Source organism: Streptomyces sp. NPDC007157 (assembly GCF_040634235.1).
In the GTDB taxonomy this organism is placed as follows: Bacteria; Actinomycetota; Actinomycetes; order Streptomycetales; family Streptomycetaceae; genus Streptomyces.
In genome coordinates this window covers 1-26,631 of record NZ_JBEYFE010000001.1, presented here as the reverse complement: position 1 = coordinate 26,631, position 26,631 = coordinate 1, and the positions used below count along the sequence as shown (strand labels likewise).

The window sequence follows — 26,631 nt, the reverse complement described above, 5'->3', positions numbered from 1 at the left end:
TGTCTCCTCAGGCAAGGTCGTTGGTGGCATCGGCGTCCCAGGCGCGGACGACGACAGCCGAGTTGAAGCCCCACAGGCCGCGGGCGACCACGAGCACGGTGCGCACGTTCGCCTCTCGGGCCCGGTCGCGGACCAGGTCGATGCCGTACTCGGCGGGCACCTCGCGGGTGCCGGCGGTGGGCGGGATCACGCTGTCGCGGATCGCCAGCAGGGCGATGGCGGCGTCCAGCGAGCCACCGCCCGCGTAGGTGCGGCCGGACGCGGCCTTCGGCGCGGTCACCGGCACTGAGCCTGGGCCGAACACCTCGCACAGCGCGTCCGCCTCCGCGCGGTCCAGCTCGGGCACACCGACCGCGTCGGCGAGGACCAGGTCGACCTGATCGGCTGTCACCCTGGCGTCGGCGAGCGCCGCCTCGATGGTGCGGCGCAGCGCCGGTGGACGGCCGGAGCCCGGCGCGGGGTCGAAGCCGCTGGCGTAGCCGGCGATCTCGCCGAGGATGTCCGGGGCGCCGCGACGCAGCGCCGCCTCGGAGTCCTCCAGCACCAGCAGCGCGCCGCCCTCGCCGGGGACGTAACCGTCGGCTTCCCGGTCGAAGGGCAGGTAGGCGCGGCCCGGATCGGTGCTGGTGGACAGCCGGTGGCTGGCGATCTGCGAGGCCCATCCCCAGGGGTCGAGCGCGGAGTCGACGCCACCCGCGACCACGAGCGGGGTGCCGCGGCGCACGGTCCGCCGGGCATGGCCGATCGCGTCCAGGCCGCCGGCCTGCTCGGTGACCAGGGCGCTGGAGGGGCCGCGCATGCCGTGCCGGATGGATATCTGACCGGTGTTCACCGCGTAGAACCAGGCGAAGGATTCGTAGACGCTGACCGTCTGCGGGCCTCGGGTCCACAGCTTGTGGAACTCCCGGTGGGTGAACTCGAAGCCGCCGAGGGCGTTGGCGGTGACCACGCCCATGTCATAGTCGACCAGACTGGCCGGGTCGACCTTGGCGTCCTCCAGCGCCCAGCCGGCCGCGACCAGCGCGTACCGGGTGGAGACGTCGGTCTGCGGGAGCAGCCGGTCCGGCAGGTGGTCGGCGACGTCGAACCCGCGGATCTCGCCGGCCAGCTTGGCCGGGTACTTCGTCACGTCGAACCGGGTGAGCTCGGCGAGGCCGTGCCGGCCCTCCCGGGTGGCGGCCCAGAAGTCCTGGGTGCCGAGGCCGTTGGCGGCGAGCGCGCCAATGCCGGTGACTACGGTCCTGGTCATTCCTTCTCCCCGGTCGGGTGCTGCAACACCATCGCGGTCTGGAAGCCGCCGAAGCCGCTGCCGACCGTCAGCACAGTCCGCACGTCCAGTTCGCGCGCGGTCAGCGGCACATAGTCGAGGTCGCACTCGGGGTCGGCCTCGTGCAGGTTGGCGGTGGGCGGCACCACGCCGTTCTTGATGGCGAGCGCGCAGGCGGCGATCTCCACCGAGCCGATGGCGCCCAGCGAGTGGCCGACCATCGACTTGATCGAGCTGACCGGCGTGCGATACGCGTGGTCGCCGAGGGCGCGCTTGACCGCGGCGGTCTCGTGCCGGTCGTTCTGCTTGGTGCCGGAGCCGTGGGCGTTGATGTAGTCCACGGCGGTCGGGTTGACGCGGGCCTGGTCCAAGGCGACCCGGATCGCCTCGGCCATCTCCCGGCCGTCCGGCTTGAGGCCGGTCATGTGGTACGCGTTGCAGCGGGTGCCGTAGCCGGAGACCTCGGCGTAGACCGGGGCGCCGCGGCGCCGCGCCGACTCGAGCGTCTCCAGGACGAACATCGCGGCGCCCTCGGCGAGCACGAAGCCGGTGCGGGAGCGGTCGAACGGGCGGGAAGCGGTCTCCGGCTCGTCGTTGCGGGCGGTGGTCGCCTTGATCGCGTCGAAGCAGGCCACCACGATCGGGGTGATCGGGGTATCGGTGGCGCCCGCCACGATGACGTCGGCGGAGCCCTCCTGGATCAGCTGCAGGGCGTGGCCGACCGCGTCCAGGCCCGAGGTGCAGCCGTTGGAGACCAGCGACACCGGTCCCTCCGCGCCGACCTGCCACGCCACCTCGGCCGGCATCACGCTCGGCGCCAGGTAGTCGAACATGTACGGCGACAGCCACTCCTCGCTGTCCACCAGCCAGTCGCGGCCGGAGTCGGACAGCACCAGGTACTCGCGCTCCAGGCTGGTCGCCGCGGCCACCGCGCTGCCCAGGGTGACTCCGATTCGCGCCGGGTCGATGCCCGCGAAGTCCAGGCCGCTGTCCCGTACGGCCTCCTGGGCACAGACCACGGCGAACTGGGTGGCCCGGTCCATGCGGCGGATCTCCCGCTGGCTCAGGCCCTCCCACACCGGATCGAAGTCCGCCTCGCCGGCGATCTGCGACCGGTAGGACGACGGGTCGAAGAAGCTGATCCGCCGGGTCGCGGTACGGCCTGCGGTGAGCAGGTCCCAGAACTCCTTGCTGCCTCGGCTGCCCGGAGCACGCACGCCGATGCCGGTGATGACCACTCGTCGGCTCATCACAACCACCTCTCTCAGAAACCGTCGTGGTCGACGAGCCGCTCCTGGTTGTGCAGCCGCCCGTCCTCGCGGACCAGGACGTCGCGCACCACGCAACTGCGGACCATCTCCGGACCGTTGCCCGGCCGGGTGGTCAGCACCAGCGCGTAGCAGGTACTGCGGAGCCTGCCGTCCGCCAGTCGCTCGACGTCGACCATCGTGAACATGTGGCGCCGCTGCTGCGGATCGGCGGTGAACCGCTCGCGCACCTCATAAAGGTCGGACAGGATGCCGGCTCGGGTGCGCGCCGGCTCACGGCCGGGCGTGTGGCCGAATACCGCGTCCTCGGTGAAGGTGGCGGCGTACTCCTCCACCTTGCCCGCGTCCAGCGCCTGCATCTGGCGCGCGTAGTACTGAAGAACCTCTGCGTACAACTCGGCGCTGATGCCGGTCGACTCCATCTCCTCGGACTCCTTCACGCGGCCGTTGAATGCGCTCAGTCTTCAATCGCGTCCAAGAGCCGTGGTCGAGGCAGGCTCAACGCCCGCGCCGCGGGGCTGGAGCGGGGCTCGACCGGGGCGCGAGCCGCCGCGGCGACGGTGGTGTGCATGAACACATCCACTTCCACCGAAACCGAGCGCAGGGTCGCGCTGGTCACCGGTGCCACCAGCGGCATAGGCCACGAGATCGCCCGTACGCTGGCCCGCCAGGGCTACGCCGTCTACTTGTGCGCCCGCACCGGCAAGACCCTCGAGGACACCCTCGCCGAGCTGCGCGCCGAGGGCCTGGACGTCGACGGCAGCACCTGCGACGTCACGTCGTCCGAGCAGGTGCGGGCGCTGGTCGCCGCCACCGTCGAGCGCTACGGGCGGCTCGACGTGCTGGTCAACAACGCCGGCCGGCCGGGCGGTGGCGCCACCGCCGAGGTCCCCGACGAGCTGTGGCTCGACGTCATCAACACCAACCTGAACAGCGTCTTCCTGGTCACCAAGGCGGCACTGACCGACGGCGGCATGCTGGAGCGGGGTACCGGACGGATCATCAACATCGCTTCGACCGGGGGCAAGCAGGGCGTGGTGCACGCCGCGCCCTACACCGCCTCCAAGCACGGCGTGGTCGGATTCTCCAAGTCCCTGGGCCTGGAGCTGGCCAGGACCGGCATCACCGTCAACGCGGTCTGCCCGGGCTTCGTGGAGACCCCGATGGCCGAGCGGGTGCGCGAGCACTACGCCGGGATCTGGGGCGTGGACGAGCAGGAGGCGCACAGCCGGATCACCACCCGGGTGCCGCTCGGCCGCTACGTGGAGCCGAGCGAGGTGGCCGCGATGGTCTCCTACCTGGTCTCCCAGGGCGCCGCGGCGGTCACCGCACAGGCGCTGAACGTCTGCGGAGGCCTGGGCAACTACTGATCGCCCCTGCCCCGTCCTTCTGCGTTCTTCTCCGTTCTTCTCCATGTACGACGTCAGGGCGCCGGAACCTCGAGCGAGGTTCCGGCGCCCTGACGTCGTACGGTCGACCGGGGTCAGGCCTTGAGTACCTGGTCGACCCAGCCGCGGGCGGCCGGCTCGAACTGCAGCGCCACGTGGGTGGAGATGGCGGTGACGTCCCGCCAGAGCCGCTGCATCGAACCGGAGACCGCCTGCCCGCGGGTGCCGGACTGGCGGAACAGCCGGTCCACCGCGGTCACCGACAGATCGACGGCGAGGGCGCAGTCCCGCAGGTTGCGGGTGGTGTCCAGCGGGTGGGTGGCGGCGCCCTCGTCAGCGAGCCGGGCGGCGCGCTCCAGCAACAGCCGGGCCGCGTCCACCTCGCCGGCCGAGCGGGCCAAGGCCTGCTCGGCGGAGCCCCGAACGCCCTGCACCCCGGTGGTGCCGGGCAGTTGCGGGGCGTGGCCGACCTTCTCGGCGAAGTACGCCGAGAAGGCGCGGACCATGCCGAGCGCGGCGCCGACCGCCGGCGCGGCGAACATCAGACCGTTGACCGCCTGGAGCGGGGCGCGATGGCAGGGCGCCGCCACCCCGCCCCAGGCCTCGCTGGTGCGCCCGGCGAACAGGTCGGCCCGGTCGAAGGAGAGGTGCTCGGGCACGAACACCTCGTCAAGGACCAGGGTGTTGCTGCCGGTGGCGGCCATGCCGACGCTGTGCCAGGTGTCCTCGATCCGGTACGCGGGGCGTGGCAGGGCGAACAGCCGTGCCTCGCTGCCCGTCCCGGACTCCACCAGGCCGCACATCAGCGCCCAGTCCGAGTGGGCGACGCCGCTGATGTACGGCCAGCGGCCGGCGACCAGCCAGCCGCCGGGGGCCGGCCGGGCGGTGCCGAACGGTGTCACGGACCCCACCAGCACCGCGTCCGGGCCGGCCGCCCAGATCTTCGCCTGGCCCTGCTCGGGCAGGAACGCCCCCGCCATCCGGGCGATCGAGGCGATCAGCGAGGCGCACCAAGAGCTGGCGGGGCACTCCTCGGCGATCACTTGGACGGCCTCCACCAGTTCGGTGAAGGAACCAGCGGTGCCGCCGACCGCTGCGGGGGCGAAGTGCCGGGCGAAACCCGCCCGGACGATCTCCTCCAGCACGGCGGGGTCGAGTTCGCGGGCCCGTTCGGCGGCCTCGGCACGGTGGCCCGCGGTCGCGGCGATCGCGGTCGCGGCGGTGCACAACCCGGCGGTGGGCATCTGTCTTCTCCTCACTACTCCGGTACTGCTCGGGTGCTGTCAGGAGGCGGCCGGCAGCCGGTGGAAGGTGTTGCGGAAGAAGGTCAGCGGCCCCTCCTCGCGCTGCACGGCCAGGTCGATCACCTCGCCGATGACGATCACGTGGTCGCCGCCGTCCACCTCGCGGTCGATCCGGCACTCCAGGTAGGCCAGTGCGTCGGGGATCACGGGCACGCCGGTGATCCCCGGCCGGGTGTCGGCCTTCGCGGTGTGCCGGGTGTGCCGGCTGGCGAAGGACCGGCACAGCTCCTCCTGGTCGGCGGCCAGGATGTTCACCGCGAAGGCGCCGGTCCGCCGCAGGACCGGCAGTTCGCCCGAGTCGTTGTGGATGCAGACCAGGATCAGGGCCGGGTCGAGCGAGACCGACGTGAAGGAGTTCACGGTCAGTCCTGCGGCGCGCTCCGTGCTGCCGCTGGTGATCACGGTGACGCCGGTGGCCCAGTTGGCGCAGACGCTGCGGAGCGCCTGCGGGTCCACCAGGGCCGGGTCCGGCTGCAGCAGGCTTGCCGCGCGACGCTCGCTCATGCCGCACCGTTGAGCAGCGGGTCGACGAACAGGCCCTGGCTGCCCTCGGAGATGTCCTCCGCCTGAGCCAGCGTCAGCAGTACCTGCCCGGTGTGCAGGCCGTCGCTCTGCCAGTCGTCGGGACGCAGGCTGATCGCGTACGGGTTGACCGGCAGCTCCGGATCCGGGGTGACGCCGAGTCCGCGGGCGGCCCGGTGGAAGATGGCGACCGCCAGCGCTTCGGCGACCCTGACATCGCGGGAGATCTCGGCGGCCAGTTCGTCGTCGGTATAGTCGACGACCAGGGTGGCGTGGCTGTCCTTGATCGCCTTGGCCGGCACATAGGCGTTGGCCGGGCCGTCGGTGACCACCTTCTCCAGCTCGCTCCAGTCGCGGAAGATCTGCTGGATCCGGTCGTTGACCGCGTACAGCTTCTCGATGTCGTCGCGCACCCGCCGCATGAACGCGTAGTCCAGGAAGCGGTCCTTGACGAAGACCAGCACCACGCCGACGTGGTTGAGCATGGCGTCCCAGCACAGCTTCGGCACCATCACCGCGGGGTTGCCGAAGGCCGGGTAGTGGTCCTCGACCTTGGAGAGCACGAACTGGAAGGTACGCAGGTGGAAGTCGTTGTAGAACTCCAGCCGCTCGGCGATCTCCTCGCCGGCGAAGTCCCTGGTGACCAGGTCGGTGGTGACGCTGTTGCCGTAGCCGATCATGTCCGAGCCGGGGGAGTAGAAGGCGTCCACGAAGGCGCCGGCCTCGCCGACCAGCATCCACCGATCCGGCGAGTACACCCGCTCGGTGCTGAAGGCGAAGTCCTTCAGGGTGATGAAGTCCGCGATGTCGCCGGTGCGGCCGTCGACCACCTCGGCCAGTTGCGGCTCGTTGGCGCGCAGCCACTCCTGGACCTTCTCGAAGGTCTGGATCTCCTCGTACGGGTGGATCCGCGGGTCGGCGCAGACACCGACCGAGATGTGGTCCGAGCCCAGCGGGATCAGCCACACCCAGTAGCCCTCACCCATCAGGTGGTTGGTGGAGAACTTGCGGATGCCGGTGCGGTTCATCCGCTCCATCCACCCCGGGTCGTCCTTGCCCCACTCCTCCAGGTCGATGCCGCCGGTGAGGCGGAACCAGGAGGCGTTGATGGTGTGCGACACCTCGCGGGACAGGCCCAGCTTGCGCTTGACGAAGTGGGCACGGCCGGCCGCGTCGACGAGCCAGCGGGCGGTGATCGAGCGCCGCTTGCCGCCCTGCGCGTAGGACACCGTGTGGTCCTCGTCGCCCTCGCGTAGTTCCACGTCGGTGATCGAGGCGCCCTGGCGCAGGTCCACGCCGGCGTCCAGCGCCATCCGGGTCAGTTCGTTCTCGAAGCGGCCGCGGTCGATCTGGTAGTTGTTGTGCGCCGGGAAATCCCGCGGGCCGAGCTCGATCCGCTTGGTGAGGTCCTGGTTGCCGCCCGCGGGCTGGAAGAACCGCAGGCCGTTCTTCTTCAGGTGGAACTTCTCCAAGTGCTCCTTCATCGCGACGACCTCGGCGAAATAGTGCGCGCCCGCCGGCACCGTCGACTCGCCGACCTTGAACGCCGCCTCCGGCGCCAGGCCCTCCCGTTTGTCGAGGATCACCACGTCCGTCTCCGGACGGGCGTTCTTGAGCTGGACCGCGAGCGTGAGACCCGCGAGCCCGCCGCCGAGGATCACCACATCGGTCGTAGCCTGATCCACCATCGCTCCTCCTGCTGGTAACAAGTCGTCAAGAAGTCTGTGGGGGCGCTCTCGCGGCCCGCTCAAGCCCGCGTGGAAGCGGCCGGCCGAGGGTCAGAGCACCTCGGCGACCACCTCGAACAGGCCAGGATTGGCCGTGGCGTACGGCGGGTTGACGGCCTTTCGGGCCTGGAACTCCGGGTCGGCCTGCAACGCCTTCCACACCTCGGCACTGGCGTAGTGCGCGACGTTCACCAGCGGCAGCGAGGCATCGGCGACCGCCCGGTGCATGCGGAAGTCGACGAAGCCCGGCGACTCGCTGGCCCGCTGCGCCCGGGGCCGCCAGGCGCCCAGGAACTCCTCGACCCGCTCGTTCGGCAGCTCGAAGGCGTTGACCATGGTTACGCCCGCGCCGTCCGGCCGCTGCTCGGACGCGGCTTCGGCGATCACTCGGTACACCCCCCGGTGGACGGTCCTGGCGTACTTCTCCGCACCCGGGCCGTCCTGCTCGCGGGCCGCCGCGGCGGCCAGGTCCGCGGCCGTCGCCCAGTCGGCCACCGCGACCAACTGGAAGCGGTGCTCGGCGCGCAGCGCCCGGTGCAGGCGGGCACCACGGAAGCCGGGCGCGGTGCGCAGCAGCTCCAGGTGGGCGCGCCAGTCCTCGATGAACACCTCGGTGTTCTCGACCGGCGCTTCGAGTACCGCGATCAGGGTGACCGGGCCGCTCTCGTGTTCCGTGCTCACGTGTCCGTCCTCTCCCCGTGGGACATCCCGCGGGAATCGCTGTGTATGTCGTCAGGCGTGACAGGCGGGGAAGCCGCCGTGCAGCTCCGCCATGCCGCGGACCATCTCGTCGACGCCGGCGAAGTCTTCCGGGCGTCCGCCGCGCAGTTCGCCGTAGGCGCGGTACAGGTTGGGCACCAGCCGTTCGGCGTCCAGGAACCCGGCGAACTCGCCGAGGTCGGCGGCGCGGGCCGCCGCCAGCGGGTCCAGCCTCTCGGCGAGGCCGGCCTTCGCCAGGTCGAGCAGCCCGGCCAGGTAGCGCTCGGTGGTCGCCAGCAGCTCCGGGCCGCCGACCGGGCCGTGTCCGGGCACCACGGTGGCCGGTTCGAGGGCCTGCAGCCGGGCCACCGCGTCGCGCAGGCCGCTGACCGAGCCGGTCAGCACGAACGGGGTGACCGCGTTCATCACCAGGTCGCCGGCGAACAGCACCCGACGCTCCGGCAGCCACACCACCGTGTCGCAGGAGCTGTGCGCCGGGCCGAAGGCGCGCAGCCGCGCCTCCTGCTCGCCGATGCGGAGCGTGAGTTCCTCGGCGAAGGTGATCTGGGGCGCCGCCGGTTCGACCGCGCCCCAGTCCACGTCGGGCCACAGGGTGGTCAGATGCAGTCCGGTGCGGACTGCCTCCTGCCGGGTCCGCTCGGCGGTCACCACCACCGCTTCCGGGAAGAGGTGGTTGCCGAAGGTGTGGTCGCCGTGCGCGTGGGTGTTGACCAGCAGCCGCGGGAGCCGCGGCGCGGTGTCCGCGACCAACTCGCGCAGCCGCCTGGCCCGGGCCTCGGTGGCGGCGGTGTCGATCAGCAGCGCGGTGCCGCCGTCGACCACCAGCCCCGCGTTGTTGAGGCACCATCCGCCGTCGGGTTGCAGGAAGGCGTGGACCCCTTCGGCGATCTCTTCGAGTCTCGGTGCACCGGTGAAAGCTGCCATACGGCCACTGTCATCCGGTGCGCTCGACGGCCGCTCGAAGCGGCCCTGATCACGGGGCGGGGCGCCGTCGGTGTTCGGGCCGGGCATCACCGGGATCTGCGGGATCAACCCGCCGGCGCGGGTGTTGCGCTGGAGATCCCGCGCCCCCGGTTCTCATTGCTGACGGGTCCCGGCCGTTTCCTGGGCCTGGGTGGGGACTTCGACCGGGGACAAGCCGCCTCCGAGGGGCTGCGAGAGCCGGTCGAGCCGCAGCAGACGCAGCAGCGGATCGGTCGCCACGGTGGTCACGAGGGTCATCACCACCAGCACCGCGAAGAGCCGGGAGTCGATCACTCCGAGCGACAGGCCCACATTGAGCACCACCAGCTCCGTCAGGCCGCGGCAGTTCATCATCACGCCGAGCCCCAGGGACTCCCGGTGGCCCTCACCGGCCAGCCGGGCCGCCGCGAACGTCCCCCCGATCTTGCCTGCCACCGCCACCAGCAGCACGAGCGACAGCACACCCAGCGCAGACAGCGAGAAGACCGACTGCAGCCGGGTCTGCAGGCCCACCGCGGCGAAGAAGAACGGCAGCAGCAGCCACAGCGCCAGGCCCTCGGTCTTGTGTGCGAAGTCCATCACCGTCCGGGAGGATCGCGGCATCACCACGCCCGCCAGGAAGGCGCCGAAGATCGCGTGCACCCCGAGCATGTTGGTGACCACCGCGCAGATCAGCACGAAAGCGGTGATCAGCGTGCCGATCGGCAGCACTCCGCCGCGTCTGCTCTCCAGCAGCCGCAGCACCTGCGCCAGCGCCGGACGCACCACGAACCACAGCACCGATGTGAAGGCCACCACCTCGGCCACGGCGACCAGCACGCCCAGCGGCGAGTCGCTGCGCACCTCGGCGACCACCACGCCCAGCGCGCACCAGGCGGTGACGTCGCCGACGCCGGCCATCGCCAGGCCCATCGCGCCCAGCCGGGTGCCGATCAGCTCGCGGTCGGACAGGATCCGGGCCAGCACCGGGAACGCGGTGACCGACACCGACAGCGCCACGAACAGCAGGAACGGTGCGGTGCGCACGCCGTCGGGCTGGTAGTCGCCGCGCAGCCGCAGGGCGACGAACATGCCCAGCAGGAACGGCACCGCGAGCGCCGCGTGCCCGGCGGAGAGCACCTTGCCACCGAGCCTGCGCAGCATGGTCAGAGGCATCTCCAGCCCGATCAGGAACATGAAGAAGACCACGCCGACCTGCGCCAGGTTGTTCATGACCGGTGTCACCGCCGCGGGGAACACCTCTTTGGAGACACCGGGTGCCAGTGCCCCGAACACCGAAGGACCGAGCAGCAGGCCCGCCAGGATCTCGCCGACCACGGGCGACTGGCCGACCGCCCGGGCCACCAGGCCCAGCAGACCCGCCGCCGCGACCACCACGGCCCCGGCCACCAGCACCTGGCCGACCAGGTCGGCCGGCTCGGTCGGCTGCGGTGCTCCGGCGGTCTCTTTCACCGGGTGACTGACGCCGAATCTCAGCAGCAGGAGCGCCAGCGCCACCGGCACCAGGACCAGGAGGCCGTAGACGACCACCGAGCGTGCCGTGCCGCGCGAGCGGGGCGGGCCGCCCTCCGGTTCTCCCGCGACGGACAAGGATGGATCATGCGCCATTGCCAGGGTTCTCCTCACAGGACGATGACTGTGTCGCCGCCCGGGAAGAGGGCGGCGCGGCGGGTCCGCGGGCAGCCGCGGGCGGCCCGGGACGGAGGGGTCGCTCCGTCCCGGACCTGTCGGGTGGGTGACGGCGGGTCAGCCGGTGCGCAGCAGGGCGGTCACCGAGCCGCCGTGTACGCCGTTGAGCACCTCGGCCTGCAGCCGCTGCACGTCCGGGGTCGGCTCCAGGCCCAGCTCGGTCTTGAGTACCTTGCGCAGGTCCTGGTACGCCCGTAGCGCCTCGGCGCGGTAGCCCGCCGCGCGCAGCGAGTCGATCAACTGGGCGTGCAGCCGCTCGTTGAGCCGGTGCTCAGCGACCAGCGACCGCAGTTCGGGGATCAGCTCCTGGTGCCGACCGAGCCGGGCGTCCGCCTGGATGCGCAGCTCCAGCACGCGCAGCCGCAGCTCGCACAGGTGCGCTTTGTGCTGGGTCAGCTCCGGCCCGAGGTTGATGTCGGCCAGCGCCTCGCCGCGCCACAGGCCGAGTGCCTGCCGCAGCCGTTCGGCGGCCTCGGCGACGTGGCCCTGGCGCCACAGGCAGCGGCCCTGTTCGGCCAGGGTCAGGAAGCGCTCGGCGTCGGTCCGCACTGTGCGCAGTTCGTAGCCCGGTGCCTTGGTGACGATGTCGGAGCGCCGCTCACCCCGCGGAACGGAGTCCAGGATCCGGCGCAGCTGGTAGACGTAGGTCTGCAGGGTGGTGGCCGCACTGCGCGGCGGCCGGTCGTCCCATAGTTCGGCGAACAGAGTGTCGGTGCTGACCACCCGGTTCGCGTTGAGCGCCAGCAGCGCCAGCACCGCCTTCACCCGTGGTGCGGTCGGTGCCAGGTCGCGCCCGTCGGCGATGACCTCCAATTGCCCGAGCACATTGAACGTGATCACGATCTTTTCCCCCGTTCACAGTTTTCCCGTTCACCTCGAGGCGGAATCGATTCACTTTCAACAACTTGCCTACCGAGTCCGCGGAGACAACAATGCCCTTCTGGTGAGCCGCGCACCACAATCTCCCAAGCCCCCCTCGAGCCTTGCTTGAGTCCTCAGGAACACCGAAAGGAGTAGGTCGAATACTCCTTTGGATATCACGGTCGCGAAGCCCCACCATGAGCAAGTAAAATCAGGTACACCAATTGTGAATTCCTTATTACCGACCCGTCCACCCGGCAGAAAAATCAGCTAAAGGGGCAATATGGGGTGGCATGTCGAAATTGCACCGAGAGTTGACGTGTAGGGACTCCCTGTCTGTCGTCGATACGCAGTGGTGCCTCTTTGGGAGCAGTGTTCAGGCCACCCGTGGCGGTTCACCGGCCGCGCCGCGCCGCCGGGGGCTGGATGACCAGAGCGTTGATCGCCTTGTTGACTGCGTCGATGCGCGAGGTGGCGCCCAGCTTCGTGAAGATGTTGCGCAGGTGACGCTTGACCGTGGCCTCGGTGATGCCCATCCTGGCCGCGACCTGACGGTTGGTCAGCGCCTCGGCCACCAGGGTCAGCACCGCCAGTTCCCGCGCCGACAGCAGGTCGGAAGGGGGCACGTCCCGGGCCGGCTCCGCGCTCCGCTGCGACACCGCGGCCTCCGCCCGTGCGGAGCCCGACGGCACGGTGATGGTGACCGTTTGCTGCTTGGTGCCCGCGATGTCGCGGACGGTCGACAGCAGCAGGCCCTGGCTGACGCTCTTGTGCAGGTAGGCGCGCACGCCCAGGTCCAGCAGTCGCTGCATCAGCAGCAGGTCGCTCTGCGTGTGCAGTACGACGATGCCCACCGGGTGGCCGCAGTCCAGCAGTTCACGCACCGTCGACGTCGGGTCCGGGCCAGGCGTCCCGATGTCCAGCAGCACGACGTCCGGCCGGTGCTCGGCGACCGCCCGCACCGCGGACGGGCCGGAGTCGACGCCGTGCGCTTCCAGGTCCGGCTCGGAGGCCAGGACGTGGCAGAGGGCTTCGCGTGGCAGGCGATGGTCGTCTACGACGACTATGCGCACAGGTTCCGGAGTCACCTAACCTCCGAAGGTGTCCTCGGTGAACCGGTGAGCGCCCGGAATCCGCACCGGCCTTGACACCCGGAAAAACGGAAAGGTGAATTCCACCTCGGCCGGCGATTGCCCGTTGTGCCATTGACTTTCACATCTCCCCCTGGATTCCGGTAATCCGGGTTTCAAAGTCTACTGCAGTCGCAACTAGGGGAGCCTGCAGCCACAGTCACGGCAGCCGGTGGGCCGCGCGGTGGACCGGCCTACGACGAGCGGTATGAACAGGTGCTGGATCCCGTGGCAGGACAGCGGGACCAGCGCGTTCGCGGCGGAGCTGCCGGCGTGTTTCCACGACTGGGCCGTCATCGCCCTGGCCGGGCCCGGCCAGGGCTGCCACGGGCCGCTGACCCTCCGGACCGCTTCTCCGGCGAACTCGCCCGGCGCCGCCGCTCATCATCCCAACGGATGCCGTTGACCAGGCTGGTGCAGGTCGCTGGATGCGGACGGCGGATGGAAGAAACCTGGCTCTGCGCCTTCGTGCCGCGTCCGGCCAGAGCTGCGCGCAGCTTCGGGGTGCTGCCGTGGACCTCGTCCCCGGCGCGGCCGACGTGGGGTCCGACCCCGTGCCGGGCGACGGTGCCCGCGGCGCCGAGTTCGGTCGTGCGCGGAGTGATCGAGGCCCGATCGACCTGCCGGCCGCACGGTGCGCCGGTCCGTCCGGGCCGCTCTTCGAACAGCGTGTACTCGGTGTGGGCGCCGGTCCAGGCGTCCGTCAACGGTCGTCCGTCAACGCCAAGTGCCAGGCGCGGGACTGGATGATCTCCGTATCACCGGACCCCCAGCAGGTGACCGCCGTACGCGCTGCCCGCGGTGTCCAAGCGCAGAGCGGTATGGCTCGCCGCGCAGTGCACGTCACGCCAGATGCGCTGGAGCGGGTCGTCCTGCGCCTGCGCGCCGCAGCCGGCCGAGCGGAACAGCCGCTCCACCGCGTCGACCAACTGGTCCGCGGCCAGCGCGCAGTCCCGCGGCGCACGAGCCGGTTCGCCCTCGTCGCCGAGCCCGTCGTCGCCGGTCTGCGCCACCCGGCGCAGCAGCAGGGCCGCGCTCTCGATCTCGCCCTCGGCCCGTGCCAGCACGCCCCGCACCATCGGGTTGTCCCTGGGAGCGAGCGGCCCCCGGGCGGCCTTGCCGGCCAGCCGCGCCGACCAGGCCCGCACGGCCGCACGCGCCGCTCCGAGCGCGGGGGCGGCAAACAACGTGCCGCTGATCGTGCGCAGCCGGGCGGTGTGGCACGGTGCGTCGGACCCGACGGCCCGGCCCTGCCAGATGTCGCCGCGCGCGACGGTCCGGTGCTCGGGGACGAACACCCCGTCCGCGACCAGGGTGTTGCTGCCCGTGGCCCGCAGACCGACGTTGAACCACGTGTCCACGACCCGGTAGTCCCGGCGTGGCACGGCGAAGAACCTGGCCACCGTCCGCTCCCCTCGGGGCACCAGCGCGCACACCAGCGTCCAGTCGGCGAAGTCCAGACCGCTGACCAGCGGCCACTCCCCGGTGAGCCGCCAGCCACCGGCGTCGGGGGTGGCGTGCCCACTGGGATTGAGCGCGCCCGCGATCACGGTCTCGGGGCCGGCGGACCACAGCTCGCGCTGCCCTTCTTCCGGGAGGTACACGCCCATCCGGGCGGCACCGGCGATGACCGCGGCGATCCAGGCGGCGGAGGTGCAGCCCTCGCCCACCGTGGACACCGTGTGCAGGAGTTCCCCGAAGCCGCCCGCCCGGCCGCCCCAGCGAACCGGCACGAAGTGCCGTGAGAAGCCCGCCGCGACCAGAGCGGCCACGACCTCGCCGGGCAGCCGCCGCGCGCGGTCCGCGGCCACGGCGTGCCGGGCGGCCAGTTCGGCGGCCTCCCGCACCTCGCTGGCCGTGTCGGTGGGGGTGAGTACGAAGCCGGACATGGGCGCTGCCTCCTTGCCGCTGGGCTTTGGTGTGACACCTCAACCTCGCTGGAGGCGCTGGAGGAGGCTTAGGGAACTCCTGGAGCGACCCGGTTGGAATGGGCTCGGACGGACTCGACGTCGCAGTCCTGTTCGGCCGCGTGCGGCCGCGCCGCTCCGGTGACACGGCTGCCCGCTGGATCACCGGGCGGCCGGACTGGCGAGACCGGGGCCCCACTGAGGATCGCGTGGTGCGGTTGCTGCGGTCGGGACGTGCTCTGGACACCGAGTTCGTCGCTGAGCCTGCCGTGGACCTGGCGGAACACCTCCAGCGCCCGCCGGGCGCGGCCGCCCGCAGAGGTGTCCGGTTCCGTGCTCAGCGGCGCGATGAGCGCCATCCGGATCAGGTGCCGCCCGTCGGCCGGCAACACCCGTGTCAGCCGATCCACTTCCCATGGGCAGTCACCGCGGTATCCGGAGTTCCACCGGTCGCGTCCGGGGACGGGTCAGCGACAGAGGGTTGACTCTCGGGCCTGTCGCCCGCTCGAACGGGCCTCCGTCCGGACAGTTGACGATGGGTGAGATCGAAGATGCTCCCGAGAAGGTCGGTCAAGGAGGTGTGCTCGCCCATGTCCAGCCCGACGGAGGCCGGTGTCCCGACAACGCGGGCTTGATCGTCTCGGGCGTCCGGTCCGCGCGGGTGGACACCGCCGCGACCGAGTTCCGTGCCCGGGCGCCGCGCGCCGTGACGGGCCCCGTCTTCGGCGGCGGCCCGTAGTCCGTGGTCAACGCCCAAAGACACGGGGGACACCGGAACCGCACCTTCGGCAGGTTCGTCTTCCCCGAGCCGGTGGTCGTCGGACACGAGGAGGTGCACGCGGAGAAGGCGACGATCGGCACGCGTCCGACCGTCCTGTGGCCGGATGTCCGCTCGGGCGACCTCGAACTGCGCCTGACCGAAACCGACTTCGGCGGTCGGCCCATCCCGGTCGCAGACTCCCCGCACGCACTGACGGCATTGCGTGCGCTCGGTCCCCGCAAGGTCCGCACCGGCCACGGGCCGGTGGCGGGGCCGGAGGCCGCCGACGAGACCGAGGAGGGCCTGCGCCTGCTCCGGCGCCCGGCCCGGGCGGGCCTCGCCGCCGCCGTACCCACCCCGCTGGGCATCGCCCGCGCGAGGCCCCTCGGCCCCGAGGCCGGCCGGCTCGACTCCGAAGGCCTGATGCCGAATCGGCACCGTACCTGTGCGGAACTCCGGGGAGCGGTCCCCGGCAGCCCCGTCGGCATGGACGCACCCTTCGCCGGCATGGTGGCGTTCCACGGACGGCTGCCGGTCCACCCCGCCCGACCCGCCCGTCGTACCCGCGGCGAAGGACTGACTCCGCTTCATGCGCGCGCCGCCGGCTCAACGGCGCTGTCCGAGGCATCGAACACTCCCCGCGGGTCCAGCAGCGGGCGCCGGGGGCCGACCCCGACCCGTTCCGTCCGTCCCAGGAGACACATCGACAACAGGGGCGGGTCGGCACAGACCGTGCTGAGCGCGTTGGGGAGGAAGTCCTGCGGTTCCCCGCCACGGCTGGCCGCCGTCACCACCGCCACACCGGGCGTCACCGATCCGAGGAATTCCTGGAACGCCGTCACGCCCATGGGCATGCCACCTCCGCAGCATCGCGTCCGCCGGGCCACCCCCGGTGGCCTCAGATACTCGTCCCGGATGCTGGAGGGCGGCTTGATCTGCGGTCGACTCGCCCTGCGCGCTCAGCGGAACCGCCCCCGCCACCTCCTGCCTCCCCGGTGTCCGCCACGGGTTCCTGGACGGGAGGTCGGGTCCGACGGTCCCGTAAGGTCGTGCAGCTCACCCAAGGTGGTCGAGAAGCGTCCGGGCGTGCCGCGAGTCGGCCGGTGCGATCGGTACGCGGACCATCGCCGAGTTCGGTATGGACGTGTCCCGGAGCCACCCGCCGAGCACGCTCCGCCGACAGCAGCAGAACGGCGAGCCCAACTTGTGCAGAGTCGTAGGCGAGTCTCCCACTCGGCGATCACCTGGGCTGCTTCGCCGTCAGGCCTGGCGGGCGTAGGACGCGAGGCGATCGGCGAGCGCGGCGACGAGGTGGCGCAGTTCGTCCGGACGCTCCACGACGAACGGCCGGTCGAGCGAGGCGAGTACCGGAGGCAGCCAGTCGAGCCGCTCCGCCCGCAGCTCGACGCGCAGCCAGCGCTCGGCCGTACGGTCCTGGTCCGCCACAGGCTCGTGCTCCTCCAGGCTCGCGACGCCGGCGGGAAGGCGGGCGCGGATCTGCTCGACCGTCCCGTGGATCCGCAAGGTCACCTCGTGCCGGTACTCGGCCGTCGCGAACCCGGACAGCACGCGCTGCGCCGGACCTGGACCCGGGGGCGCCTCGAAAGAGCCGGGCAGGGTCCTCGCGTCCGCGATGCGATCGAGCCGGAAGGTCCGGTCCTCACCGATCCCCGCGTCCTGGCCCGTGACGTACCAGCGGCCCGAGTGGGCGACGATCCCGTACGCGTGCAGCGTGCGTTCGCTGCGCTGTCCGTCGCGGTCGGTGTAGCGGATCGAGACGGGTCGACGGTGGCGCACCGCATCGGCGACGGTCAGCAGGACACCGGCGTCCGGGGTGTCGAAACCGCCGGGCCGCTCCGTGAACGCGAGCGTCTCCAGGAGCGCGTCTAGTCGACGGGCGAGGTGCCGGGGCAGTACCCGCCGGATCTTCGCCGAGGCCGTCTCGTTCGCCGTGCGCTCCGCCGTCGTCAGCCCCGCCCTGCGGCCGGAGACCAGGCCGAGCAGCACGGCCAGCGCCTCGTCGTCACCGAGCATGAGCGGAGGCAGGCGGTACCCGGGGCCGAGCCGGTACCCGCCGTAGCGGCCGCGCACCGATTCCACGGGCACGTCCAGGTCGATCAGCTGGTCCACGTACCGCCGCACGGTGCGCCCTTCGACGCCGAGCCGGTCGGCGAGTTCGGCCACGGTCCGGGTGCCGCCCGACTGCAGCAGCTCCAGGAGGGTCAGTACACGGCCGGTGGGGCGGGACATGTGCACAATCTAGCGCGAATACCGGACCGATTCTGTCCGCTATTCCTCCTAGCCTGCGGAGCACACGCCTTCAGCACGGCCAAGGAGATCCCATGGACTTCGTCTCGATCCGCATCATCACCGGCGACGTGGCGCGCCTCGTCGAGTTCTACGAGCGAGCCACCGGGGCACGGGCGACGTGGGCCACCGCGGACTTCGCCGAACTCCGGACCGCGGGCGCGACCCTCGCGATCGCCGGCACCCGCACGGTCCCGTTGTTCGCCCCGGGGTCCGCCCGCCCGGCGGACAACCACAGCGTGATCACCGAGTTCCTCGTCGACGACGTGGACCGCGTGCACCGGGACCTGACCGGCTTCGTCACCGATTTCGTCACCGAGCCCACCACGATGCCCTGGGGCAACCGGTCGCTGCTGTTCCGCGACCCTGACGGCAACCTCGTCAACTTCTTCACCCCCGTCACCCAGGCCGCCGTCGAGAAGTTCGCACGCTGACGCCACGCCACGCCAACGGCTCACGGGGGAGCCCTGGGTCCCAGGGCACCCGATATGCGGCCCTTATGGTGAGTTTTCGTGTCATGTCTCGCGTGTCGAGGGACGGGATGGAGTGAGGATCGTGGCGTTCGCGGAACCCGCCCCGGAGTCCGCACGCCGGTCCTGGGCGCCGCTGCTTGCGGTGTGCGCCGGGTACTTCATGGTGATCCTGGACGTGACGGCCATCAACGTCGCGGTGCCGGTGATCGGCCGGGAGCTGTCGGCCTCGCTCACCGGCATCCAGTGGATCACCGACGGTTACACCCTGGTCTTCGCCGGGTTCCTGCTGACCGGCGGCGCGCTGGGCGACCGGCTGGGCAACCGCCGGGTCTTCTGCTCGGGCGTCGCCCTGTTCACGCTCTCCTCGGCCGCGTGCGCGCTCGCGGCGAGCACCCCGTTCCTGGTCGCGGCCCGGCTGGCGGAGGGACTCGGCGCGGCTCTGATCGTGCCCGGTTCCCTGGCCCTGCTCCAGCAGGCCTACCCGGCGCCGGCCGAACGCTCGCGGGCCTTCGGGCTGTGGGGTTCGATGGCGGGCATCGCGGCCGCCGCGGGCCCGCTGCTCGGCGGGCTGCTCGTCTCCACGGTGGGCTGGCGCTGGGTGTTCCTCATCAACCTGCCCGTCGGCGTGGCCTGCCTGGTGCTGACGCTGCGGCACGTGGCGCGCTCGCCCCGGCGCGCCGACCGGGCCCTGGACTGGCCGGCGCAGTGTGCGGTGGTGGCGGCCGTGGCGCTGCTGACCGCGGCGCTCAACGAGGCCGGACGGCGGGGCTGGTCCGATCCGGCCGTTCTCGCCGGGGTGGTCCTGGCCGTGCTGGCCGCCGTGGCGTTCGCGGTGCGTGAGCGGCTGGCCCGCTCTCCTGTCCTTCCGCCGAGCCTGCTGCGGTCCCGTGCGATGAGCGGTGGCGCCGCCATCGGCCTGCTGTTCAACTTCGGCTTCTACGGCATGGTGTTCACCGCCAGCCTGGAGTTCCAGCACCAGCGCGGCTTCAGCGCCCTCGGCACCGGGCTGGCGCTGTTCCCGGCGGTGGTGATGACCATGTTCGCCTCCGTCCTGTCCGGGCGGCTGACCCGCCGTACCGGCGACCGTCCGCTGGTGGTCGCCGGCATGCTCGTGGCCGCCCTGGGGCTGGCCGGCTGGGCCGCGGCGGGAGCCGACCCCGGCTACCCGCTGCTGGTGGCCCCGATGATGGCCGCGGGGTTCGGCACCTCCTTCGCCCTCACCGGTTCGACCGCCACCGTGATGGGTGCCGCGCCTGCGGCGTACTCGGGCGCCGCCTCCGCCCTGTTCAACACCACCCGCCAGGTCGGCAGCGCCACCGGCGTCGCGCTCGGCGGCAGCCTGCTCGCCACGGCCACCGACTACGACACCGGGCTGCGCACCAGCATGGCCATCGGCGCGCTCGCCTACCTGGCCGCCGCGTGCCTCGCGTGGCGGTGCGTGCCGGCGCCGTCGAAACGGCCCTGAGAACGAAGCGTCGACAACCGCCTCATCCGGAATTTGCAGACCTTGACAAGATACTTGCATTGATTTGCGCAATTAATTCTTTGCTTCGTTGGAATCTAGCGCGACGGATGGCTGCTCTGTACGGTCGGGGCCGTTTCCTCCCCTTCCCTGAAGGAGCATCAGATGCTGACGATCCTCAGACCCCGGCGACTGGCGGTGGCCGCCGTTGCCGCCGTCGGCGCGCTGTGTGCGTCCGTCTTACCTGCTGCCGCGGCCCCGGCCCCGCGGCCGGCGCAGGCGCAGGCGGCGGCGGTGGGCGCTGCGACGCCGTTCTCGGTCTACGAGGCCGAGGCGGGAACGCCGGCCGGGGGTGCGGCCGTCCGGTCGCTGACCTCGGCGCCGACGACGCAGTATTCGAGCGCCGCCCTGGAGGCTTCCGGCCATTCCTATGTCCACCTGGACGACACGGGCCAGTCCGTGCAGTGGACGAACACCACCGGGCAGCCGATCTCCTTCCTCAACGTCCGCGCCAGCATCCCGGATTCGGCGTCCGGCGGTGGTGTCACCGGGACGCTGGACCTGTACGTCGACGGGGTGTTCCGGCAGGCCCTGAACCTCAACTCGCGGCAGAGCTGGGTGTACGAGGGCAACGGCAACTACAACACGAGCGACAACCAGAACCCGGCCGACGGCGACCCGAGGGTCTTCTGGGACGAGTCGCACACCTTCGTCACCGGGGCCCCGATCCCGGCGGGCGCCACCTTCTCGCTGCGGAAGGACTCCGCCAACGGCGCGTCCTTCTACGACGTGGACTCCGTCGACGTGGAGAACCCGCCGGCGCCGCTGACACAGCCGGCCGACTCGATATCGATCACGAGCTGCGGCGCGGTGGCGGACGACAACCCGACCAACGGCGCGGCCGACGGCCAGTCGGTGGACAGCCGGGGCGCCATCCAGAACTGCATCGACCAGGCCCAGCAGCAGGGAAAGACCCTCTGGATCCCCCAGGGCACCTTCTACGTGAAGGGCACCGCCGGGCTGAACGCGCGGGGGATCACCATCGCGGGCGCGGGCCTGTGGTACAGCACGGTCTACCGTGACGTCCCGGTCCCCAACAGCACACCGCTGGCCGCACTGTTCGACCTGACCTCCTGCACCGTGCGGAACTTCCACATCGACGCCAACGCCGTCAGCCGGAGCACCATCGGCGGGGACGGCGGCGCGATGGACACCACCGGTACCGACTGGCTGGCCGACGGGATCTGGACCCAGCACACCATGTCGGGCTTCTGGGCCTCCGGCACCGGCGGGACGGTGAAGAACAGCAGGCTGACGTCGATCTGGGCGGACGGGATCAACGTCAACAACGTGTCGCTGGGCGCGGACACCGGCAACGACCTGACGGTCACCGACAACTTCGTCCGCGGCACCGGGGACGACGCGATCGCCATCAACTCGGTGAACTACAACACCAACAGCGACGGTTCCCAGACCTTCTACCATCCGATGACCGATGTCACCGTCAGTGACAACACCTCGATCGCGCCGTGGGGCGGCAAGGGTGTCGGGATCTACGGGGGCAGCGGCCACCAGGTCAGGAACAACTACATCAGCGACACCGCCCGCTACATCGGTCTGGGCGCCGGCCGCTTCGGCGTCAACGGCAGCGACCTGCTGTCCGCGACCGTGACGGGCAACACCGTGGTCCGCTCCGGCGGCAACGCCTACAGCCAGGGCCAGCCCGCCCTGCACATCGGCAACGGCGGCGACGGACAGAACACCGGGATCGTCGACAAGGTCACGGTGACCGGCAACACCGTCACCGACTCGCTCTACGACGGGATCGCCTTCTCCACCTCGACCAACACCCTGCTGCAGGACAACACAGTCAGCGATCCCGGCCGCAACGGCATCGCGATCTCGCCGTCGTTCTACCCCGCGCCCACCGGTTCGGCGACGATCACCGGCAACACGGTCACCGGGCTCGGCGCCGCCGCCTCGGCCTTCGTCAACAACTCCAGCGGGTTCGTCGCCACGCTGAGCGACAACCACTGGCCGCCGGCCGCTCCCGAGGGCCCCTACGGGGGCACCCCGGCCGCCGTGCCCGGCACGGTGCAGGCGGAGGACTACGACACCGGCGGCCAGGGGGTGGCCTACAACGTCACCTCCGTCAACGGCAATGCCAACGCCTACCGCGCCGACGGGGTGGACCTGGACAACACCTCGGACACCGGCGGCGGCTACAACCTGGGCTGGACCGGTGGTGGACAGTGGTTCCGCTACACCGTGGACGTCGCCGCGGCCGGCACCTACTCCCTCGGCCTCCGCGTCGCGGCCCCGTCCGCGGTGACCGGCGCGCTGCACCTGTCGAACGCCGCAGGCGCCGATCTCACCGGAGCCGTCGACCTGCCCGCCACCGGCGACTGGCAGACCTGGGCCACCGTGACCGCCCACGTGACCCTGCCCGCCGGCCGGCAGACTCTGACACTCGACCAGGACACCGGCGGCTGGAACATCAACCGCCTGGACTTCGCCGCGACGACCGGCACCCCCGGGACCGACCTCGCCGCCGGCAGGCCCACCAGCGAGTCCAGCCACACCGACGTGTACCCGTCGTCGAACGTGACGGACGGTAACCAGGGCTCCTACTGGGAGAGCGCCAACAACACGTTTCCGCAGTGGGTCCAGGTCGACCTGGGCGCGGCCCGGACCGCCTCCCGGGTGGTCCTGCAACTGCCCGCCGCATGGGGCGCCCGTACCCAGACCCTGACCCTCGGCGGCAGCACCGACGGCACCGCCTTCACCACCCTGAAGTCCTCGGCCGCCTACACCTTCGACCCGGGCACCAGGAACACCGTCACGCTCACCTTCCCCGCCACCACCCGGCGCTACTTCCGCGTCACCGTCACCGCCAACAACGGCTGGCCAGCGGGCCAGGTGTCCGAGTTCCAGATCTGGAGCTCCTGACCTCGCGTCTCCCGCCGGTGCCGCCGGACACCCCGTCCGGCGGCACCGGCATGTGCACGGCCCGGTGCCGGACGCGGCCTCAAGACGGCACATTAGATCTTGCAGGCAGAATTTTTATTGTTGCAATGCTCTGTCTAGTTCTTGCGCGTACATGTCGAGGATATTACGGTCCCACACGCGTCGTTACCGCCTCCTGTCTCCCCCCTCTCTCCTTGCGTCCCGTCCCTCCCTCTCTGGCGGTGTCAGCGGCACAGTTCCGGCATTTCGTGATCAAAGGAGTGGCAAGTGCTCCATTCCATCCGAGATCTGAGACGAGCCCTCGTCTGGGCGGTCAGCACCGCGATGTTGACGGTCGGCGGCGTCTTCGCGCTGGCCGTCCCACCGGCCGCGGCGGCGACCGCCGCCACCGGTGGCAGCGGTGCGAGCCTGCCGTACGTCGAGGTGCAGGCGGAGAACTCCGCCAGCAACGGCACGCCCATCGGACCGAGTTACACCCAGGGCCAGCTGGCCGACGAGGCGTCGTACCGCAAGGCGACGACGCTGCAGGGCACCGGCCAGTACGTCACCTTCACCACGCCGGTGGCGACCAACTCGATCAACTTCCGGTACAGCATCCCCGACACCTCGGGCGGCTCGGTCTACACAGCCGCGCTGTCGCTGTACATCAACGGCGTCAAGCAGCCCGACTTCACCCTGACCAACGCCTACAGCTGGTACTACGGCAGCTACCCCTTCACCAATACACCGGGCAGCAACCCGCACCACTTCTACGACGAGGCCCACCGCCTGTTCTCCACCACCTATCCGGCGGGCACGACCTTCAAGCTCCAGGTCGACGCGGGCGACACCGCCTCCTCGTACACGATCGACTTCGCCGACTTCGAGCAGGTCGGCGCCGCCCTGACCGCGCCCTCGGGGGCGGTGTCGGTGACCAGCAAGGGCGCCGACTCCACCGGTGTGAGCGACGCGACCAGCGCGTTCAACGCCGCGATCAGCGCGGCAGGACCCGGCGGCACCGTCTGGATCCCGCCGGGCACCTACAACATCCCCGGGCACATCAGCGTCAACAACGTCACGATCGCCGGCGCCGGCATGTGGTACTCGACCGTCACCGGCACGGCACCCGGCTTCTACGGCAACTCCGCACCCTCGGCCAGCACCGGCGTGCGTCTCCAGAACTTCGCCATCTTCGGCAACGTGCAGGAGCGCAACGACAGCGCCCAGGTCAACGGCATCGGCGGCGCGATGAGCGACTCGACCGTCTCCAACCTGTGGATCGATCACATGAAGGTCGGCGCCTGGATGGACGGGCCGATGGACGGGCTGACGTTCACCGGCCTGCGCATCCGTGACACCACCGCCGACGGCATCAACTTCCACGGCGGCGTCACCAACTCCAAGGTGACCAACAGCGACATCCGCAACACCGGCGACGACGGCATCGCCACCTGGGCGGACTCCGCCATCGGTGCCGACGCCAACGACACGATCTCCAACAACACCGTGTCCCTGCAGATCCTCGCCAACGGCATCGCGATCTACGGCGGCCACGACAACACCGTCAGCGGCAACCGGGTGGTGGACTCCGGTATCGCCCAGGGCGGCGGCATCCACGTGGGGCAGCGGTTCACGTCGACGCCGGTCGGCACCACCACGATCTCCGACAACACCATGATCCGGGACGGCAGCCTCGACCCGAACTGGCAGTTCGGCGTGGGGGCGTTGTGGTTCGACGGCAGCCAGGGCGCGATCACCGGCCCGATCAACGTGACCAACGCGCTGATCCAGCAGAGCCCGTACGAAGCGGTCCAGTGGGTCGAGGGCACCATCAGCGGGGTCAACCTCAACAACGTGACCATCGCCGGCACCGGAACCTTCGCCCTCCAGGAACAGACCGGCGGCGCAGCGAAGTTCACCAACGTCACGGCCACCGGCGTCGGTTACTCGTCCCCGGTGTACAACTGCTCGGGCGGCAACTTCGTCATCACCGACGGCGGCGGCAACTCCGGTATCAGCGGCACGCCGTACTGCGGCGGCTGGCCCGCTCCGGTCTACCCGCCCTACCCGTCCGAGGGCGTGACGGCCACCCCCGGCGCGCTCAACTTCGGTTCGGTGGCCACCGGTTCGACGAGCGCCGCGCAGACGGTGACGGTCTCCAACCCGACCAACACCGCCGCGTCGGTCTCGTCGATCTCGGCCGGCGGCGACTACTCCCAGACCAACACGTGCGGCTCGTCGATCCCGGCGAACGGCTCGTGCACCGTCAGCGTGAAGTTCGCGCCGACCGCGACCGGCAGCCGTAGCGGCACTCTGACCGTCAACGCGGGCGGGAACACCAACACGGTCAGCCTCTCCGGTACCGGCACCGCGCCGGGCCCGGTGCTGAACACCGACCCGGCGAGCCTGTCCTTCGAGAGTACGGTGGTCGGCTCGTCGGCCACCGCGCAGACGGTGAAGGTGACGAACTCGGGCACCGCGTCGGCGACCGTCTCGGCCGTCTCGGCGAGCGGGGACTTCAGCCAGACCAACAACTGCTCCACCCTCGCGGTCGGCGCGTCCTGCACGGTGAGTGTCGGGTTCAAGCCCACCACGGGCGGCTCGCGCACGGGCAACCTGACCGTCACCAGCAACGCCAACAACAGCCCGACCGTCGTCTCCCTGACCGGCAGCGGCATCGACAGCACCACCAACGTCGCCGCCGGGCGGCCGGCGACGGCGAGTTCCAGCTCCAGTCCGTACGTCGCCTCGAACCTCACCGACCCGGACGCCGCCACGTACTGGGAGGGCACCAACGGCTCGTTCCCGCAGTGGGCCCAGGTCGACCTCGGCCAGAACTACAGCGTCGGCAAGGTCGTGCTCAAGCTCCCGCCGGCGACGGCATGGTCGGCCCGCACGCAGACACTGTCGGTGCAGGGTTCCACGGACGGCTCCAGCTTCTCCACGATCAAGGCATCGGCCGGGTACACCTTCGACCCGAACGCCAACAACAACACGGTGACCATCACGTTCAACGCCGCCACGGCGAGATACGTGCGGGTGAACATCACCGCCAACACGGGCTGGAACGCCGCCCAGTTGTCGGACTTCGAGGTGTTCCCCAGCGGCGGCGGATCCTCGCCGGCGACCTTGTCGGCCAGCCCGACGTCGTTGTCGTATCCCACCCAGGCGCTCAACACCTCCAGCAGTGCGCAGACGGTCACGGTGACCAACACCGGAACCGCGGCCGCCACCGTCTCGGGCATCACCGTCACGGGCGACTTCTCGCAGACCAACAACTGCGGTACGTCGATCGCGGCGAACGCCTCCTGCACGGTCGACGTCACCTTCAGGCCCACCGCGTCCGGCACCCGCACCGGCGACCTCAGCATCGCCAGCAACGCGTCGAACGGCACGACCACGGTCGCGCTGACCGGCACCGGTGCGGGCGCGACCAGCCGGAACCTGGCAGCCGGCGCGGCCACCACCGAGTCCAGCCACACCGACGTCTACGCGTCGTCGAACGTGACGGACGGCAACCAGGGCACCTACTGGGAGAGCGCCAACAACGCCTTCCCGCAGTGGGTCCAGGTCGACCTCGGTTCCGCGCAGAGTGCGAGCCGCGTCGTCCTCCAGCTCCCCGCAGGCTGGGGCGCCCGTAACCAGACGCTCTCCCTGTCGGGCAGCACCGACGGCTCCTCCTTCTCCACCATCAAGTCGTCGGCCACGTACACCTTCGACCCCGCCACCAACAACACGGTCACCCTCACGTTCACCGCGACCACCCAGCGCTACGTCCGGGTGAACATCACGGCGAACAACGGCTGGCCGGCCGGTCAGATCTCCGAGTTCCAGGTCTGGAACACCTGACCCGACCTGACGGGGGAGGCCGGCGGGCACCAGGGCACCCACCGGGACGTGCCGGAGAACGACGGCTCCGGGATCGGCCTGCTGTCGC

20 protein-coding genes are annotated in these 26,631 nt (G+C 70.8%); 6 read left to right on the top strand and 14 right to left on the bottom strand.

Going from position 1 to position 26,631, the window contains the following annotated elements; translation table 11 throughout:
* Positions 1-7 precede the first annotated feature (7 nt).
* From ABZ642_RS00100 to ABZ642_RS00090, 3 genes are read right to left on the bottom strand one after another with little or no spacing between them, the layout of a single operon-like run.
* On the bottom strand, positions 8-1,249 hold the full coding sequence (locus tag ABZ642_RS00100) for a ketosynthase chain-length factor (protein ID WP_360474493.1): 1,242 nt from the start codon (positions 1,247-1,249) through the stop codon (positions 8-10).
* On the bottom strand, positions 1,246-2,517 hold the full coding sequence (locus ABZ642_RS00095) for a beta-ketoacyl-[acyl-carrier-protein] synthase family protein (protein ID WP_360474490.1): 1,272 nt from the start codon (positions 2,515-2,517) through the stop codon (positions 1,246-1,248). The genes ABZ642_RS00100 and ABZ642_RS00095 overlap by 4 nt, the downstream gene beginning before the upstream one ends.
* Positions 2,518-2,531: 14 nt before the next feature.
* The gene (locus ABZ642_RS00090; protein WP_360474488.1) at positions 2,532-2,957 is read right to left on the bottom strand and encodes a nuclear transport factor 2 family protein; all 426 of its coding nucleotides are present in this window, start codon (positions 2,955-2,957) and stop codon (positions 2,532-2,534) included.
* A 147-nt stretch (positions 2,958-3,104) separates the two neighbouring features.
* On the opposite strand from ABZ642_RS00090, the gene ABZ642_RS00085 reads away from it, so the two are divergent.
* A complete protein-coding gene (locus ABZ642_RS00085) occupies positions 3,105-3,905 on the top strand; it encodes an SDR family NAD(P)-dependent oxidoreductase (protein ID WP_360474485.1) in 801 nt (266 codons plus the stop codon).
* Positions 3,906-4,018: 113 nt separating this feature from the next.
* On the opposite strand, the gene ABZ642_RS00080 is transcribed toward ABZ642_RS00085, so the two are convergent.
* The 9 genes from ABZ642_RS00080 to ABZ642_RS00040 all read right to left on the bottom strand — a co-directional run bounded on the left by ABZ642_RS00080 (position 4,019) and on the right by ABZ642_RS00040 (position 14,728).
* Positions 4,019-5,167: a hydrolase gene (locus ABZ642_RS00080; RefSeq protein ID WP_360474482.1), complete on the bottom strand. Its 1,149-nt coding sequence runs from the start codon at positions 5,165-5,167 to the stop codon at positions 4,019-4,021.
* Between the two features lie 39 nt (positions 5,168-5,206).
* Complete coding sequence (locus ABZ642_RS00075; protein ID WP_360474479.1) at positions 5,207-5,731, bottom strand: flavin reductase family protein; 525 nt, start codon at positions 5,729-5,731, stop codon at positions 5,207-5,209.
* Positions 5,728-7,437, bottom strand: a complete 1,710-nt coding sequence (locus ABZ642_RS00070) for a tryptophan 7-halogenase (RefSeq protein ID WP_360474476.1) — start codon at positions 7,435-7,437, stop codon at positions 5,728-5,730. Before ABZ642_RS00070 ends, ABZ642_RS00075 begins: the two co-directional genes overlap by 4 nt.
* A gap of 90 nt (positions 7,438-7,527) precedes the next feature.
* Entirely contained in the window at positions 7,528-8,157 is a 630-nt protein-coding gene (locus ABZ642_RS00065) for an antibiotic biosynthesis monooxygenase (RefSeq protein ID WP_360474473.1), read from the bottom strand.
* Positions 8,158-8,208: 51 nt separating this feature from the next.
* A complete protein-coding gene (locus tag ABZ642_RS00060) occupies positions 8,209-9,120 on the bottom strand; it encodes an MBL fold metallo-hydrolase (RefSeq protein ID WP_360474470.1) in 912 nt (303 codons plus the stop codon).
* Between the two features lie 153 nt (positions 9,121-9,273).
* Complete coding sequence (locus ABZ642_RS00055) at positions 9,274-10,749, bottom strand: cation:proton antiporter (protein ID WP_360474467.1); 1,476 nt, start codon at positions 10,747-10,749, stop codon at positions 9,274-9,276.
* Positions 10,750-10,905: 156 nt separating this feature from the next.
* Positions 10,906-11,688, bottom strand: coding sequence for an AfsR/SARP family transcriptional regulator (locus ABZ642_RS00050; RefSeq protein WP_360474464.1), 783 nt, complete (start codon positions 11,686-11,688; stop codon positions 10,906-10,908).
* Between the two features lie 416 nt (positions 11,689-12,104).
* A complete protein-coding gene (locus ABZ642_RS00045; RefSeq protein ID WP_360474461.1) occupies positions 12,105-12,797 on the bottom strand; it encodes a response regulator transcription factor in 693 nt (230 codons plus the stop codon).
* A gap of 800 nt (positions 12,798-13,597) precedes the next feature.
* Positions 13,598-14,728 (bottom strand): acyl-CoA dehydrogenase family protein, encoded by a 1,131-nt coding sequence (locus ABZ642_RS00040; protein WP_360474458.1) that lies wholly within the window; start codon positions 14,726-14,728, stop codon positions 13,598-13,600.
* A gap of 553 nt (positions 14,729-15,281) precedes the next feature.
* On the opposite strand from ABZ642_RS00040, the gene ABZ642_RS00035 reads away from it, so the two are divergent.
* Positions 15,282-15,485: a hypothetical protein gene (locus ABZ642_RS00035; RefSeq protein ID WP_360474455.1), complete on the top strand. Its 204-nt coding sequence runs from the start codon at positions 15,282-15,284 to the stop codon at positions 15,483-15,485.
* A gap of 608 nt (positions 15,486-16,093) precedes the next feature.
* Here the strand turns inward: ABZ642_RS00035 and ABZ642_RS00030 are convergent.
* Complete coding sequence (locus ABZ642_RS00030) at positions 16,094-16,354, bottom strand: flavin reductase family protein (protein ID WP_360474452.1); 261 nt, start codon at positions 16,352-16,354, stop codon at positions 16,094-16,096.
* Between the two features lie 412 nt (positions 16,355-16,766).
* A complete protein-coding gene (locus ABZ642_RS00025; protein ID WP_360474449.1) occupies positions 16,767-17,756 on the bottom strand; it encodes a YafY family protein in 990 nt (329 codons plus the stop codon).
* Positions 17,757-17,848: 92 nt separating this feature from the next.
* Here ABZ642_RS00025 and ABZ642_RS00020 point away from each other — a divergent pair, with 92 nt between their 5' ends.
* The 4 genes from ABZ642_RS00020 to ABZ642_RS00005 all read left to right on the top strand — a co-directional run bounded on the left by ABZ642_RS00020 (position 17,849) and on the right by ABZ642_RS00005 (position 26,543).
* Positions 17,849-18,247, top strand: coding sequence for a VOC family protein (locus ABZ642_RS00020; protein ID WP_360474446.1), 399 nt, complete (start codon positions 17,849-17,851; stop codon positions 18,245-18,247).
* Positions 18,248-18,368: 121 nt separating this feature from the next.
* Entirely contained in the window at positions 18,369-19,751 is a 1,383-nt protein-coding gene (locus ABZ642_RS00015) for an MFS transporter (protein ID WP_360474443.1), read from the top strand.
* A 162-nt stretch (positions 19,752-19,913) separates the two neighbouring features.
* Entirely contained in the window at positions 19,914-22,697 is a 2,784-nt protein-coding gene (locus ABZ642_RS00010) for a discoidin domain-containing protein (RefSeq protein WP_360474440.1), read from the top strand.
* Between the two features lie 285 nt (positions 22,698-22,982).
* Positions 22,983-26,543: a choice-of-anchor D domain-containing protein gene (locus ABZ642_RS00005; RefSeq protein ID WP_360474437.1), complete on the top strand. Its 3,561-nt coding sequence runs from the start codon at positions 22,983-22,985 to the stop codon at positions 26,541-26,543.
* Positions 26,544-26,631 lie beyond the last annotated feature (88 nt).